Raw genomic sequence first — 13,921 nt, forward strand, 5'->3', positions numbered from 1 at the left:
GCTCCTCCCTTCCTCTCCTCATCATGCCCGTCCGACGGCTTGCTGCCGTTCAGGGGACATCTTCCAATGCGCGTATGGCCTCCACGGCAGGCGATGCGGGTGCTGCGACCGGCCGGCCTTTCGCGAGCACCTGGATGCAGTCGGGACCCCCGCCGACGAGAGCGCTGACATCCTCGCAATCGGTGACGACAAGGTCCGCCCAGGTGCCCTCGCGGATGCCGTAGTCGGTCAGATTCATCATGCGTGCCGGTATTGCGGTGATCATGTCATAGGCGGTGGCGAGCTCGTCGCCCCGCAGATGCCCGGCAAGCAGCGTCCAGCGCGCGATCTCGAGCATGTCGCCCGAGCCGGTCGGCACGAACGGGTCCTGGATATTGTCGGATGCGGTCGCGATGGCCACCCCCGCGCGGATCAGTTCGGCGACACGCGTCAGACCGCGGGGCGGCAACATGTCGTGGCTGCGGCCTTGCAGGTAGAGATTGGCCGCAGGCAGTGTCACGACCGCGATGTCGAGATCGATCATCTGGTCGCGTATGCGCTCGAATTCCTTCCTCGGCAGCGCGCTCAGGACGGATGCGTGACCGAGGACGGTGCGCCCCTGCAGGCCAAATCTCCGGACCCGCTCGAACACGGCGTCGAAAAGCGGCCGTTCGGGGTTCAGGTGTTCGTCGAGATGCAGATCGATGGGTCGGCCATGCCGCTCGGCCGCGGCGAAGAGGATGTCGAGATACCGCATCGGGTCCTCGGCGACCGCCGGGGTGCCCCCGACCGCGTCGGCCTGTTCGACCGCGGCATCGATGTTCTTCTCCAGCCATTCGATATCCTGATTGGGATGCGGCGTCATGAAAGCGACGAGCTGCAGCGTCAGCCGGTCCGCCCATTCGGATCTCAGCCGGGCCAAGGCGTTGATGCCGTTGAAGCCGGCATCCTTGTCGACATTGATGTGGCTGCGTATCGCCGTGGTGCCGCGGGCAAGGCAGCGTTCCATTGTCCGCGCCGCACGTCGCGTCACGTCGTCTTCCGGCGCCTGGCGGGCATATCTGGCGAATGCCTCCCGCGCTCCCTGCAAGGTTCCCGAGGGATTGGGCGTGAATTTGAGGACACCTGTCTTGTCCAGATGCTGGTGGACGTCGACGAAGCCCGGCGAGACGAGCGCGCCGCGGAGATCGACGCCGATCACATCCGGGCCCACTTCCAGGCGATGGCCGATGCTGGCGATGCGCCCGTCTTCCCCGACGAGGATATCGCGTTCATCGGCTGCCGCGGCTTCGCCGGCAATCCGGCAGCCACGCAGGAGAAGTGCACGGCGGGCGCCGCCATGACGGGTTCCGAGAACCGTATGCATCGAGTGACTCCATTCCATTCCGTCTGACCCGTTCCGTCTGGGTCATTCCATCTGGATGGAGACTAAGAAGCGACGATTATTGAGGCAATTTCATAATAGATATATATTGTTTCGGTTTTCTCATGAATGTTCCCACGGCACCGCATCCGTCAGTGCAGTGCACGATATCAAAAGGAACGATATAATATATTATCACGCGTCAGTGTTTTTATCCGCCAAGAAAATCGTATTATCGGCTACCAAGCATGTGTTTTTGCGGAGATTCGATCCGCAGAAATTCCGGAAGTGATTTCATTTCAGCAAATTTGTGTATGGTGACGCGCCAGGAACCGCGACCAAGTCATGCAATTATCAAAGAGAATACTTTTAAGGCATACATTTACGCGTTTAGCGGCGCGATAATACATAACGTTGACATCCAGGCACTCAAGTATAGATTGTTGACAATCTAATCTGGAGTGTTTCGGATGGCCGCGTCGCCCTTTTTCAGGAGTGCAAGATACCGTCCCCCTGCCGGGGCCGCGATGAGCGGGCCGGAGGCCGAGCAACGTGTCGTCCAGGTCATCGTCGAGGCGATAATGCATCATCGGGTGGCCCCCGGCGCCAGACTGATCGAGCGCGAGCTGGCGATCGCCTCCGGCGCCAGCAGGTCGGCCATACGCAACGGGCTCATGCGGCTGGCGCATGCGGGGCTGGTGGAACTCAGCCCCAACAAGGGAGCGTCCATCGCCATGTGTTCGCCCGACGAAGCGCGGCAGATATTCGACGCGCGCATCGTGATCGAGACGGCGACGGTCGAGAAGCTCGCCGGCACGATCGGCGAGACGGAGCGTGCGCGCCTGCGGTCGTTCGTGGAGGACGAACGCAACGCCTATGAAGAGGGCCGCATGGAAGAAGCCCGGCATCTGTCCCGGCGGTTCCATCTGCTTCTGGCGGAAATGGCCGGCAACGACGTGCTGACGGGGGTGATACGCGATCTCATCAACCGCCAGCCGCTGCTCTCCTGGTCGAGGCCGGATACCGAGCCGCGATTCTGCGGCAATCACGCGCATTCCGAGATCGTCGAAGCGATAGCGAGCGGAGACGGCGAAAGGGCCGCCCGCCTCAATATGGAGCACCTTCGGGCCTTGGAACGTGAACTGGTGGCCGATCGCGCCGCGGCCATGCAGGCGTTTCGCTCCGTTCAGGCCAACGCCGCGTCCGGCGAAAGCGCACAACGGGAGGATGGTGACGCCGGTATCGATTGAATCAAGTGCGGAACGCGGCGGCGTACCGCTGTTTTTGGGAGGAGGAATGCATGAAACCGTTCGAATATTACGAGCCGGCGAGCCTGGCGGAGGCCAGCGATCTCATGAGGCGGCTCGGCAAGGATGCCAGCATCATCGCGGGCGGCACCGATCTGCTCGTCGAGATGAAGGAGGAGCTTCGCAGCCTCCTTCATCTCGTCAACATCAAGAAGATCCCGAACCTGAGGGATTTTACCTATGATCCGGCCGCCGGGCTTCGCTTTGGCGCGCTGGTGACGGTCCGGGAGATAGAGACCTCGCCGCACGTCATCGGCAACTATCCGAACCTCGCCAAGGCGGTAAGCCTCCTCGGCTCGGTACAGGTGCGCAACCGGGCAACCATTGTCGGCAACATCTGTCGCGCCTCCCCCTCGGCCGACACGATCCCGCCCCTGATCGCCGACGGCGCCAGCCTGTCCGTCTATAATGGAGGCACCGAGCGGACCATTCTGCTCGAGGACTTCTTCACCGGTCCCGGCCGGACGGTTCTTTCGCCCGGAGATATCGTAACCGGCATATCCCTGCCGGCGCCCCGCCCGACGAGCGGCCGCGCCTACATCAAGCACGGCCGCCGCAAGGCGATGGAACTTGCGACCGTCGGCGTTGCCGTCAGCATCGAGCATGTCGCCGGACAATGTTCGGACATCCGCATCGCGCTCGGCGCCGTGGCGCCGACCGTGATCCGCGCCCGCAGGACCGAGGACCTTATCAGGGGACGCAGGATCGACGCGGCACTGCTGGCCGAAGCTGCGGAAAGCGCAATGCAGGAAGCCACTCCCATCGGCAATGTGCGGGCAAGTGCGGCCTACCGCCGCGACATGGTCGGCGTGCTGACGCGCCGGGCAATCGGTTACGCCATGGGAGGTGCCCAATGAACCGGCTCGTTTCGATGGCGGTCAATGGCGAGGCCCGTGAACTCGCGGTCGTTCCCAACCGCACGCTGCTCGATGCGCTACGCAACGAAGGCAGTCTCACCGGAACCAAGAAAGGCTGCGACGTCGGCGACTGCGGTGCCTGCACGGTCATCATGGACGGAAGGCCGGTCAATGCCTGTCTGGTGCTCGCCATCGAGGCCGAAGGTGCGACGATCGAGACCATCGAAGGCCTGCAGCCGGCCTATGACAAGCCGCACCTCCTGCAACAGAAATTCATGGAGCACGGCGGTGCGCAGTGCGGCTTCTGCACGCCGGGCATCATCATGATGGCCAAGGCGCTGCTCGACGAAAACCCGGACCCGAGCGAGGACGAAATCCGCTTCGCTCTGGCCGGCAATATCTGCCGCTGCACCGGCTACACCAAGATCATCGACGCTGTTCGGGCCACGGCCGAGGAACTGAGAAAGGCGGGGACGCTATGAACACATATGAAAGGATCGATAGAGACCTGTCCGACCGGGACTTCACCGTCGTGGGCAAGAGCGTCAAGCGTTCCGATACTCTGGAGAAGGTCACGGGGACGGCCAGATATGCAGGCGACGTCGCCTTGCCCGGCATGCTCCACGCCAAGATGAAGCGCAGCAACATCGCGCATGCGCGCATCAGGAGCATCGACACGAGCAAGGCGCTGGCGCTCAAGGGCGTCAAGGCGGTGCTGACGCACGAGAACGTGCCGCGCGTTTTGCATGCGGGCTCACCGCATCCGCGCTCGGCATCCGTTACCAAGGATCAGTACATCCTGGATGACAGGGTGCGATATTGGGGCGAGGGCGTCGCCGCAGTCGCTGCCGTCAGCGAGGAAATCGCTGAGCGCGCGGTCGCGCTCATCGAGGTCGAGTACGAGCCCTTGCCCGGCCTCTTCACCATCGAAGCCGCATCGGTGCCCGGCGCTCCGCCGATCCATGAGAATGGTCTCGACCGGAACCAGGTGTTGCCGCCGGTCTTCGTCACCCGCGGCGACGTCGACAGGGGTTTCGCCGAAGCGGATCTGATCCTCGAGCGCGAATACGATCTCGGCCGCCCGACACCGGCCTATATGGAGCCCAATGTCTGTGTCAGCCAGTGGGACGGCAACGGCAAGCTCACCATGTGGACCTCGACCCAGAGCGCATTCATGGTCCGCGGCACGCTTGCCGAAGTGCTCGGCGTGCCGCTGAACAAGGTACGCGTTATCGTCGATCACATGGGCGGCGGCTTCGGCGCGAAGCAGGATCTGTTTCAGAACGAGTTCCTCTGCGCCCTGCTCGCGCGACAGACGGGGCGTCCGGTCAAGATGGAGTTCAGCCGCAAGGAAACGTTCCTCGGCGGCCGCTCGCGACACCCCGGCAAGATATGGCTGAAGCAGGGCTTCACCAAAGACGGCCGGATCGTCGCACGCGAAGCCAGGGTCACCTTCAACTCCGGCGCCTACGGCTCGCACGGTCCAGGCGTCACCAATGTCGGCACCGCAGCGCTGACCTCGCTCTACCGTTGCGAGAATGTCCGGCTGGAAGGCCGCTGCATCTATACCAATTCGCCGATCGCCGGCGCCTTTCGCGGCTATGGTGTGGTTCAGACCTACTATGCGCTCGACCTCATGATGGACGAGGCGGCCGAGAAGCTCGGCTTCGACCCGGCCGAGTTCAAGTTGATGAACGCGGTGCGCGACGGCGACATCGCACCCTCCGGGCATCCGATCGTCGGACACGGCCTCGGGGATTGCATCCGCCGCGTCATGGAGGAGACAAACTGGCACGAATTGCGCAGGCGGGAGAAGCCGGAAACCGTCAAGCGCCGCGGGATCGGGATCGGCTGCGAAATGCACGGATCCAGTGCCTATCCGGGCATCAAGGAACAGGGCAACGCAATCGTGAAGATGAACGAGGACGGAACGGTGACACTGATCACCGGCACCGCCGGCCTCGGCACCGGCGCGCATACAGCGCTTTCGCAGATCGTCGCCGAGGAACTCGGCGTGCCCTTCGAAGCCGTCTCGGTCGTTCAAGGGGACACCGATATCGTCCCCTGGGATATCGGTGCCTTCGCCAGCCACACGACCTATCTCGGCGGACGGGCGGCTCAGCTCGCGGCCGCCGACGTGCGCAGACAAGTGCTCGAACACGCCGCGCCCATGCTCAAGACCGAGCCCGAGAATCTCGCGATCCGGGACGGTTTCGTGGTCGTCACCAACGGCTCCAACCGCAGCATCCGGGTTTCCGAGGCCGTCGGGCCGCAACGGGGGATGCCGGCGGTGCAACTAGTCGGCGTAGGCACCTACATGCCGACGAAGTCCTACTCCTTCGCCGCCCATTTCGCCGAAGTCGAGGTGGACACCGAGACCGGCGAGGTGGCCGTTCTCGAGGTCGTTCCGGTACATGAGATCGGCAGGGTCATCCATCCGATCGCCGCGGCCGGACAGATCGAGGGTGGCATTCAGCAGGGCATCGGCCACACCCTCAGCGAGGATTACGTCATCGACCTTACCGACGGACGTTCCCTCAATCCGAGCTTCGTCGATTACAAGATGCCCCTGTCGATGGACATGCCGTCCATCCGCACCATCATCCTCGAGACGGCACCGGATCCCGGCGGTCCCTACGGTGCCAAGGGCGTCGGCGAGGATCCGATCATCGCGATCGGGCCCGCCATCGCCAACGCCATCTACGACGCCATCGGCGTCCGCTTCCACCACTACCCGATAACGCCCGAGCAGGTGTTGAACGCTCTCAAGTCCAAAGCCAACGAAACGAGGCAGTGATGCAGACCAACCATCTTCAGGACAGCAAAATTCCCGTGACCATCCTGACCGGCTTCCTCGGCGCCGGAAAGACAACGCTTCTCAACCACATATTGACGGAACGGCACGGTCACCGCATCGCGGTGATCGAGAACGAGTTCGGCGAGGTGGATGTGGACTCGGATCTCGTGCTCGCCTCCGAGGAAGAAATCTACCAGATGAAGAACGGCTGCATCTGCTGCTTCGTCGATGTGCGCAACGACCTGATCGAGGTTCTGCAGAAGCTGCTTGCCCGAAAGGACAAGTTCGACCACATCCTTGTCGAGACCAGCGGGCTTGCCGATCCGACCCCCGTCGCGACGGCTTTCTTCATCGATGACGAAATCGGCAAGCACGTAACGCTGGACGGCATCGTAACGCTGGTCGATGCCAAGCACATAGGCCAGCATATCGACGATCCCGTGCTCGATGGGCGCGACAACCAGGCTGTCGACCAGATCGTCGCCGCCGACCGCATCATCATCAACAAGATCGACCTCGTGTCGGAATTAGAGATCGCTCCGCTCGAGCGCGGCATGCGCAAGCTCAACCAGACGGCCGAAATCGTACGCTCGAGCTACGGCAGGGTGGATCTGTCGAGCATTCTCGGCATTTCCGGCTTCGCGCCGTCCTACGTGGCCGAGCGCGCCAAGCTGCTCGACCTCGATCATCATCACCACCACGATCATCACCACCATGACCATCACCTGCATGACGCGACGGTCAGCTCGGAATCCTTCGTCTTCGACCGGCCTTTCGACCAGGGCCGCCTGACGGACTACCTCTCGGGCCTGCTTCGGGAGGAAGGCGACGACATCTTCCGAACCAAAGGCATCATGGCGATTGCCGGCGATCCTCGTTTCTTCGTGCTCCAGGCGGTGCACAAGCTGATGGACTTCCGTCCGGACCATGTCTGGGGGAAGGACATGCCTTATACGAAGCTGGTCTTCATCGGTCGCAACCTCGACCGGGCGGCGCTGGAAAGAGGACTGGAGCGTTGCCTCGCCTCGGCGGGCGATACGGACAATTGATCCGGGGGAATGACGAGAACCCGCCGAGGCTGGGAGGCTTCGGCGGATTTGTCGTGTTTGAGCGGGATTAGCGAATCCCAGTGGACGCAGCCGGATCGAAAAAGGCGAGGAGCACCCCCTTTTGATGGACCTTGCATAAAACCGCACCGCCCCCGGCCTGGCCGGGGGCGGTGCATGTTGTGCATTCACTTCCGGCTGCGCCTAGCCGGGATGCCGCATGGCGCCCTCACCGAGCAAATCCGGCTGCACCTCCTCGCGCGGAGGAACGCCGTTGAAGAGCAGGTTGAGCAGCACCGCCGAGAAGGTTCCGACGAGAACGCCGCTGTGGAAGAACCGGTCGATGAACTCCGGCAACTGGGCGAAGATCTTGTCGGCGACCACCGGGATCATCGCGAGGCCGACGCTGACGGCGACGATGTAGAGGTTGCGGCGGTTGTCCACGAAGTTGACGCGGGCGAGGATCTTGACCCCCGTCGCCGAGACCATGCCGAACATCACGATCGCGGCGCCCCCGACGACATAGCTCGGTATCGACGCGGTAATGAATGCGATCTTCGGCAGGCAGCCCAGAAGGATCAGCACCACGCCGCCCGCGGCAACCGCCCAGCGGCTCATCACACCGGTGATCTGGAGCAGGCCCACATTCTGGGCATATGTGGTGTATGTGAAGGTGTTGAAGATTCCGCCGATAATGTTCCCGAGGCCATCCGTGCGCAGCCCGCGCGCCAGGTCGGCTTCGCTGATCGTGCGGCCTGCCATGTCGCCGACGGCCAGGATCTGACCGGTCGCTTCGATCATCATGACGATCATGACCGTGCAGAGCGCAACCGTCGCCCACAGGTCGAATATCGGCATGCCGAAGGCGAACGGCGTCACCACCGTGACCCAGCTAGCATCGGCGACCCCCTGGAAATCCACCTTTCCGAAAGCGACGGCGATCGCAAATCCGATCCCTATGCCGAACAGAACGGCGAGGTTTGCGAGAAATCCCTTGAGAAAGCGGGTCATCAGGAGAATGGAGACCAGCACGATCGCAGCGACCGCAAGAGCGAAGGGCTCACCGTAGGCCGGATTGGGAATGAGCCCGTCGGGGCCTTTTATCATGGGCTGTCCGCCCGCCGCCCAGTTTACTCCGACCCGCATCAGCGACAAGCCGATGACCAGCATCACCGTTCCGGTCACCACCGCCGGGAAGAAGCGAACCCAGCGGCTGAAATAGGGGGCGGCCAGAAGTGTGAACACGCCGGATGCGATCACCGCACCAAGGACGCCGGGCATTCCGAGGTCCGGATCCGTGCCCGTGGCGATGATCGGGGGAACCGCGGTAAAGCCGATGCCCATCATGATCGGCAGGCGCGCGCCGACGTTCCAGACGCCGAGACACTGGATGAGGGTGACGATACCGCAGCAGAAAAGATCCGCGCTGATCAGCATGGCGATCTGATCCTTGGAGAGATTCAGCGCGCTGCCGATGATCAGGGGAACCGCGATGGCACCGGCATACATCACCAGGACATGCTGCAGGCCGAGCGCCGCCAGTTTCGGCGCGGGAAACATTGCTTCGATAGCATCACACTTCGAGTCCGTATTCATTTCGCTCCTCCCATTGTTTTTCCAAGAGCCTTCCGCCGAACCCCGACCCTCCTCCGGCCGATGAACGGGCGGTATTCCTCACCTCATCTTCACCTCGACATCTTCACGTCGAGTGTCAGGGACGGCAGCGCGCCGCCCGCTCCATCGATGTGCGAGCCCGGTATCGATATCGAACAGATCGAGGACGCGGGCCACGGTATGATTGACCATCTCGTCCAGCGTCTGCGGACGGGCATAGAAGGCCGGGACGGGGGGACAGATGATCGCCCCCGCCTCCGTCGCCTGGGCCATCGAACGAATATGGCCGATATGCAATGGCGTCTCGCGCAGCATGAGAACCAGCCGGCGGCGTTCCTTCAGTGTTACATCCGCCGCCCGGGACAGTAAGCCGGAGGTTACACCGGTCGCGATTTCCGACAGGGTCTTGATCGAGCAGGGTGCAACGATCATCCCGAGCGTGCGGAAAGAACCGCTGGAGCACGAAGCGCCGATGTCCTTGTTGGAATGGACGCAGGCGGCGAGGGCTTCGACGTCGGCGACCTTGAAGTCCGTTTCCATCGCCAGCGTGATCTGGGCGGCACGGCTCATCACCAGATGCGTCTCGATGTCCAGATCGCGCAGGATCTCCAGGAGCCGGATGCCGTATATCACGCCGGAGGCGCCGCTGATGCCGACGATGATCCGCTTTCTCTGTTCCCGGTCCGCCTTCATCGCTCTCACCTCCAAGCGCCGCTATTCAGTCTAAGGACGGCCGAATTTCGCGAGAATCGCCGAAGCGCGGTCGAAGGCGGCCTCGTCGATCCTGGCGAGCACGCCGTGAAAATCAGGCCCGCGGGTCGCGTCGAGGCCCATGCGGGACGTCGTACCGATACCGGATGCCGAAGGATCGAGCGCGTTGCCGGGCAGCCCTTCGATGATGACGACATCCTTGTGCGGCTGGAAATGGGCGGACATGGCCCAAAGCACGTCGGAGTCCCGCGTGATGTCGACGTCGGCATCGACCGCGATGACCGTCTTCAGATAGGCGTCCCAGCCGAGCAGCCCGAGCATGATCTGGCGGGCCTCGCCGGGCCTCGTCTGGTTGAGGGCGACATAGGCATGAAAATGCGTGCCGGATGCCGGATAGTGCACCGCCGTCACGCTCGGGAAGCGTTGCTTCAGCTTTTCCACCATCTCCGCCTCACGCGGAATACGGCCGAGATTGAGGTGTTCGGACGAGTTGCCGCCGGCAACGCTGACCAGGATTGCGTCCTTGCGGCGCAGGAAGGTCTCGACGCGAAACAGATTGTTCGTCGACCGGTCGGACGAGTAGCCGGTGAACTCTCCGAAGGGCCCCTCGGCAACCTGCGCTTCGGGCTCGATCACCCCTTCCAGGACGATTTCGGCATAGGCCGGAACCCGGATGCCGTATTTCGGCGTCCGTACCACCTCGAGCGGCTCGCCGATGAGGCCGCCGGCGACGTCGCGCTCGTCTTCACCGAACGCCAGGCGCGCCGAGGCTGCGATCATGAAGAGGGGATGTGCGCCGATGACCATGGCGACCTTCAGTTTCTCGCCGCGGTCCTTGGCCATGTTGAGCAGCCGCCACAGATGTCCGCGCGAATGCAGGCTCGTCGCCAGCTCGTTCTTCGAATGGATCATCGCGCGGTGATAGCTGAGATTGCCGGCGCCGGTTTCGGGATGCTCGGCGATGATTATGCCGCTGGTGATGTATTTCGCCCGGTCGGTCGCGAAGTGCTTCAGCATCGGCAGGGTGCCGAGGTCGATGTCGTGCTCCTCCACGCATTCGGTGACCGGCCCGCCATCGACCAGCCGCGGCGGCAGGGCTTGCCGCGAGCGTGCCTGATAGGCTTCGTGCAGCCGGTCCTGGGAGGTCCCGAACATCCGGGCGATCCGCTCGCGCGATCCGAAGGTGTTGGCAATCACTTCGCCGCCGACGCCTTCGACGTTGCGGAAATGCAGGAGCGGCGCCCGGCCTTGCTGGTTGAGCTTCCAGATGAACGCCGACGCGTCCTGATCGTCCGTGATACAGTCTTCGATGGTGAGTACGTCTTCGGGATACGCCTTCTGGTATTCCCGGAGAAAGTAGCGGACGTCCTGGCTGCCGAACTCCATAATACTGCCCTTCGCGGTGTCGTTTACTTCACATGAGCGGGCAGCGGCCTTGGAGGGAGCCGCTGCCCTGGAGCGGGATGAGGAAAATGCGGGCGATGTTCCGCCCGAATCCCGCTCTGACTTTTGGATCGCCAGGGCCGATCAGGCGGGAGTAGGCTGGCGCTCCTCACGTCTCAGACCCGCATAGGTATCGGTCAGGCGCGCCTGAGCTTCCTCGAGATTGCGTGGCGGAGGGGTCGGGTCGATGCCGACGAGCTTGGCGATGTTGTTGCCGAGATAGCCCTCGAGATCTTCCTCGGAAAGGCCGAGGCCGTGGGGCGGTTCGTGGCACAGAACCTCGAGCTCTCGCAGCCACATGCCGGGCTCGTTCGGCGGCGAGTCCGTACCGAAGACGATCTTGTGTTTCGGCAGCTCTTTCGCGAATTCGACGATGCGGGATTGGAAGCACCAACCGGACTCGCAGTAGACGTTGGGTGTGTCCATCGCCATCCAGAAGGACTCGAACGAGTAGTTGCCCCCGGTCTGGATCCCGAAATGCCCGATGATGAAATTGACCATCGGGAACTCGCGAATGATCGGATAGAACATCGTCGGAATGGTGTAAGGCCCATCACCGGTGTGGATGAGCACGACGACGCCGAGTTCCGCGCACTTCTTCATCGCCGGGCGCAGCCAGTCGAGGGCCCGGTCGGGCCGGTAACCATGCATGTTGGCATGCAGCTTCAGCATCTTGAAGCCGTATTCCTTGACATGGAATTCGAGCTCGGCCGCGCCGTTTTCCGGCCCCCAGCGGGGATTGTAGTTGAAGTTGCCGATGAAGCGGTCCGGGTATTTCTGGCAAAGTTCGGCGATATACGCCATGTAATCGCGGATGCCTTCGCGGCCCATGCGGTTGCCGTCGCGATAGCCTGTATTGCCGGGCGGCGGCTGGATGAAGCCCATGTCGATCCGGCGAGGCTTGCCGTTGATCATATAGGGTCCGTCCATCAGCTTCAGCATGCGCTCGCCGTTGAAGGGCGTGCCGGTGTGGCGCCATGCCTCGTCGACCAGATTGGTCGGGTGGAGGTGGGTATCGATGATCATGCTATTTCTCCGATTTCATGAAACGCGCGTGCGGAAGGCTCATGCCGGCTGAAGGCTGGCATGGGTGCCGTTGAGGCGCGCCTGCGCCTCCTCCACGCTGCGTGGCGGCGGCGTCGGATCGAGACCGATCATCCGGGCGATGTTGTTGCCGAGGTAGTCCTCGAGCGTATCCTCGTCGAGGTTCAGCCCCTGGGGCGGCTCGTGGCACAGCACCTCGAGAAGGCGCAGCCACATACCCGGCTCGTTCGGGGGCGTGTCGGTGCCGAACAGGATCTTGTGCTTGGGCAGTTCCTTGGCGAATTCGACGATGCGCGACTGCAGGCACCAGCCGGATTCGACATAGATGTTCGGCGCATCCATCGCCATCTGGAACGGCTCGAAGACATAGACGCCGCCCGTCTGCACGCCGAAATGGCCGAGGACGAAATTGACCGACGGAAACTCTCGGATGATCGGATAGAATTCGGTCGGGATGCTGTACGGTCCGTCGCCGGTATGCACCTTCACGATGAGGCCGAGGTCGGCGCATTTCCGCATCGCGGGCCGCAGCCAGTCGAGCGCCCGGTCGGGACGGTAGGCATGCATGTTCGCCTGAAGCTGCACCATCTTGAAGCCGTATTCCTTGGCGTGGTGCTCGATTTCTTCGGCGCCGTTCTGCGTGCCGTAGCGGGGATTGTAGACGAAGCAGCCGAGGAAGCGGTCCGGATATTTCTGAACGAGCTCGACGGTGTAGGACATGTAGTCCCGGATCGCCGCCTTGCCGGTGAGATCGCCGTAACCGTCGGTGTAAATGGTGTTGCCCTGCGGGGGCTGGATGAAAGCTTTGTCGATGCGGCGCGGCTTCCCGTTCACATAATAAGGGCCGTCCATCATCTTGAGGAGGCGCTCACCTGTAAAAGGCTCGCCATCGTGCCGCCAGGCCAGATCCACAATCTTGGTCGGGTAGCAGCTAATGTCGATAATCATCAGTCTCTCCAGAGTTGCCGTCAATCCAATTCACGGATTGTCCATGAGCGAAGCGCCCCGGAGTTCGACGTCAACTTTGCTGAAGGCGAGGTCAGAAAGATCCGTCGGGCTGCGGTCTGCGCGATCGCATGTCAGCAATTCCCGACCGGATGTTGTATCGTGAGATACTAACGCGGCTGACCGCTTCTACTGACGTGGAGAATATTAAGACAGCTTAGAGGGAATGAAAAGTACATTTCATCAAACTGATCAATTAATAAATAATTCGAAAGAATTCATTCTGTGAGCGGTTGCTCAGCGGAGTACAGGCATTGGACGACACCGCAAAAGAAAACGCAGAGTTTCCCGCTGCAGCCGGAATCCTCCTCGGCCTCGGTCTCGGGGGCTTCTTCGACGGCATCGTTCTGCATCAGGTGCTGCAGTGGCATCACATGCTGAGCAGCGCAGGCTTTCCACCGGACAGCCTGGAAAACCTGAGACTGAATACGTTCTTTGACGGCCTCTTCCATATGGGCACATACGTTTTCGTCGTGCTGGGCCTGATCGTTCTGTGGCGCAGGGGGCGGCGGAGACCCCTGCTTTGGTCGGCAAAGCTTATTGCCGGTACCTTCCTCATCGGGTTTGGCGGCTTCAACCTGATCGAGGGCACCGTCAACCACCAGATTCTCGGCCTGCATCATGTCAACGAGACCGTGCCGCGCGATCAGTGGGTCTACTGGGACACAGGCTTTCTTCTCTGGGGAGCCTTGATGCTGATTGCCGGGTGGGTCCTGTACCGGTCCGGTAAACGAGACCTTTCGAGATGAACGGGG

The 13,921-nt window shown here is 62.2% G+C and carries 12 protein-coding genes; 6 read left to right on the plus strand and 6 right to left on the minus strand.

What is annotated here, in order from left to right:
- Nucleotides 1-49: 49 nt before the first annotated feature.
- Complete coding sequence (locus tag JOH52_RS23245) at nt 50-1,345, minus strand: amidohydrolase family protein (protein WP_041862732.1); 1,296 nt, start codon at nt 1,343-1,345, stop codon at nt 50-52.
- Nucleotides 1,346-1,812: 467 nt separating this feature from the next.
- Here JOH52_RS23245 and JOH52_RS23250 point away from each other — a divergent pair, with 467 nt between their 5' ends.
- From JOH52_RS23250 to JOH52_RS23270, 5 genes are read left to right on the plus strand one after another with little or no spacing between them, the layout of a single operon-like run.
- Nucleotides 1,813-2,592: a GntR family transcriptional regulator gene (locus JOH52_RS23250; protein ID WP_010975048.1), complete on the plus strand. Its 780-nt coding sequence runs from the start codon at nt 1,813-1,815 to the stop codon at nt 2,590-2,592.
- A 50-nt stretch (nt 2,593-2,642) separates the two neighbouring features.
- Nucleotides 2,643-3,506 (plus strand): FAD binding domain-containing protein, encoded by an 864-nt coding sequence (locus JOH52_RS23255; RefSeq protein ID WP_014530835.1) that lies wholly within the window; start codon nt 2,643-2,645, stop codon nt 3,504-3,506.
- Nucleotides 3,503-3,988: a (2Fe-2S)-binding protein gene (locus tag JOH52_RS23260; protein ID WP_017273134.1), complete on the plus strand. Its 486-nt coding sequence runs from the start codon at nt 3,503-3,505 to the stop codon at nt 3,986-3,988. The genes JOH52_RS23255 and JOH52_RS23260 overlap by 4 nt, the downstream gene beginning before the upstream one ends.
- Nucleotides 3,985-6,303, plus strand: coding sequence for a xanthine dehydrogenase family protein molybdopterin-binding subunit (locus tag JOH52_RS23265; protein WP_014530833.1), 2,319 nt, complete (start codon nt 3,985-3,987; stop codon nt 6,301-6,303). The genes JOH52_RS23260 and JOH52_RS23265 overlap by 4 nt, the downstream gene beginning before the upstream one ends.
- The gene (locus JOH52_RS23270; protein WP_014530832.1) at nt 6,303-7,352 is read left to right on the plus strand and encodes a CobW family GTP-binding protein; all 1,050 of its coding nucleotides are present in this window, start codon (nt 6,303-6,305) and stop codon (nt 7,350-7,352) included. Before JOH52_RS23265 ends, JOH52_RS23270 begins: the two co-directional genes overlap by 1 nt.
- A 201-nt stretch (nt 7,353-7,553) precedes the next feature.
- Here JOH52_RS23270 and JOH52_RS23275 read toward each other — a convergent pair whose 3' ends face one another.
- From JOH52_RS23275 to JOH52_RS23295, 5 genes are all read right to left on the minus strand, one after another.
- A complete protein-coding gene (locus tag JOH52_RS23275; protein WP_010975052.1) occupies nt 7,554-8,945 on the minus strand; it encodes a nucleobase:cation symporter-2 family protein in 1,392 nt (463 codons plus the stop codon).
- Between the two features lie 78 nt (nt 8,946-9,023).
- Nucleotides 9,024-9,656, minus strand: coding sequence for a UbiX family flavin prenyltransferase (locus tag JOH52_RS23280; RefSeq protein WP_003532046.1), 633 nt, complete (start codon nt 9,654-9,656; stop codon nt 9,024-9,026).
- Nucleotides 9,657-9,686: 30 nt separating this feature from the next.
- The gene (locus tag JOH52_RS23285; RefSeq protein WP_014530831.1) at nt 9,687-11,060 is read right to left on the minus strand and encodes a UbiD family decarboxylase; all 1,374 of its coding nucleotides are present in this window, start codon (nt 11,058-11,060) and stop codon (nt 9,687-9,689) included.
- Between the two features lie 141 nt (nt 11,061-11,201).
- A complete protein-coding gene (locus JOH52_RS23290; RefSeq protein WP_010975055.1) occupies nt 11,202-12,143 on the minus strand; it encodes an amidohydrolase family protein in 942 nt (313 codons plus the stop codon).
- A gap of 39 nt (nt 12,144-12,182) precedes the next feature.
- Nucleotides 12,183-13,109 carry an amidohydrolase family protein gene (locus JOH52_RS23295; RefSeq protein WP_003532049.1) on the minus strand — a complete coding sequence of 309 codons (927 nt, stop codon included), beginning with the start codon at nt 13,107-13,109 and terminating at the stop codon, nt 12,183-12,185.
- Between the two features lie 311 nt (nt 13,110-13,420).
- Here JOH52_RS23295 and JOH52_RS23300 point away from each other — a divergent pair, with 311 nt between their 5' ends.
- A complete protein-coding gene (locus JOH52_RS23300; RefSeq protein WP_014530829.1) occupies nt 13,421-13,915 on the plus strand; it encodes a DUF2243 domain-containing protein in 495 nt (164 codons plus the stop codon).
- The last annotated feature ends 6 nt before the right edge of the window (nt 13,916-13,921 follow it).

Origin of the sequence: Sinorhizobium meliloti (genome assembly GCF_017876815.1) — a bacterium.
Lineage (GTDB): Bacteria > Pseudomonadota > Alphaproteobacteria > Rhizobiales > Rhizobiaceae > Sinorhizobium > Sinorhizobium meliloti.

Excerpts from the sequence above, each read along its gene's own strand:
- JOH52_RS23245 (WP_041862732.1), bottom strand. The coding sequence starts at position 1,345 with ATGCATACGGTTCTCGGAACCCGTCATGGCGGCGCCCGCCGTGCACTT.
- JOH52_RS23250 (WP_010975048.1), top strand. The coding sequence starts at position 1,813 with ATGGCCGCGTCGCCCTTTTTCAGGAGTGCAAGATACCGTCCCCCTGCC.
- JOH52_RS23255 (WP_014530835.1), top strand. The coding sequence starts at position 2,643 with ATGAAACCGTTCGAATATTACGAGCCGGCGAGCCTGGCGGAGGCCAGC.
- JOH52_RS23260 (WP_017273134.1), top strand. The coding sequence starts at position 3,503 with ATGAACCGGCTCGTTTCGATGGCGGTCAATGGCGAGGCCCGTGAACTC.
- JOH52_RS23265 (WP_014530833.1), top strand. The coding sequence starts at position 3,985 with ATGAACACATATGAAAGGATCGATAGAGACCTGTCCGACCGGGACTTC.
- JOH52_RS23270 (WP_014530832.1), top strand. The coding sequence starts at position 6,303 with ATGCAGACCAACCATCTTCAGGACAGCAAAATTCCCGTGACCATCCTG.
- JOH52_RS23275 (WP_010975052.1), bottom strand. The coding sequence starts at position 8,945 with ATGAATACGGACTCGAAGTGTGATGCTATCGAAGCAATGTTTCCCGCG.
- JOH52_RS23280 (WP_003532046.1), bottom strand. The coding sequence starts at position 9,656 with ATGAAGGCGGACCGGGAACAGAGAAAGCGGATCATCGTCGGCATCAGC.
- JOH52_RS23285 (WP_014530831.1), bottom strand. The coding sequence starts at position 11,060 with ATGGAGTTCGGCAGCCAGGACGTCCGCTACTTTCTCCGGGAATACCAG.
- JOH52_RS23290 (WP_010975055.1), bottom strand. The coding sequence starts at position 12,143 with ATGATCATCGATACCCACCTCCACCCGACCAATCTGGTCGACGAGGCA.
- JOH52_RS23295 (WP_003532049.1), bottom strand. The coding sequence starts at position 13,109 with ATGATTATCGACATTAGCTGCTACCCGACCAAGATTGTGGATCTGGCC.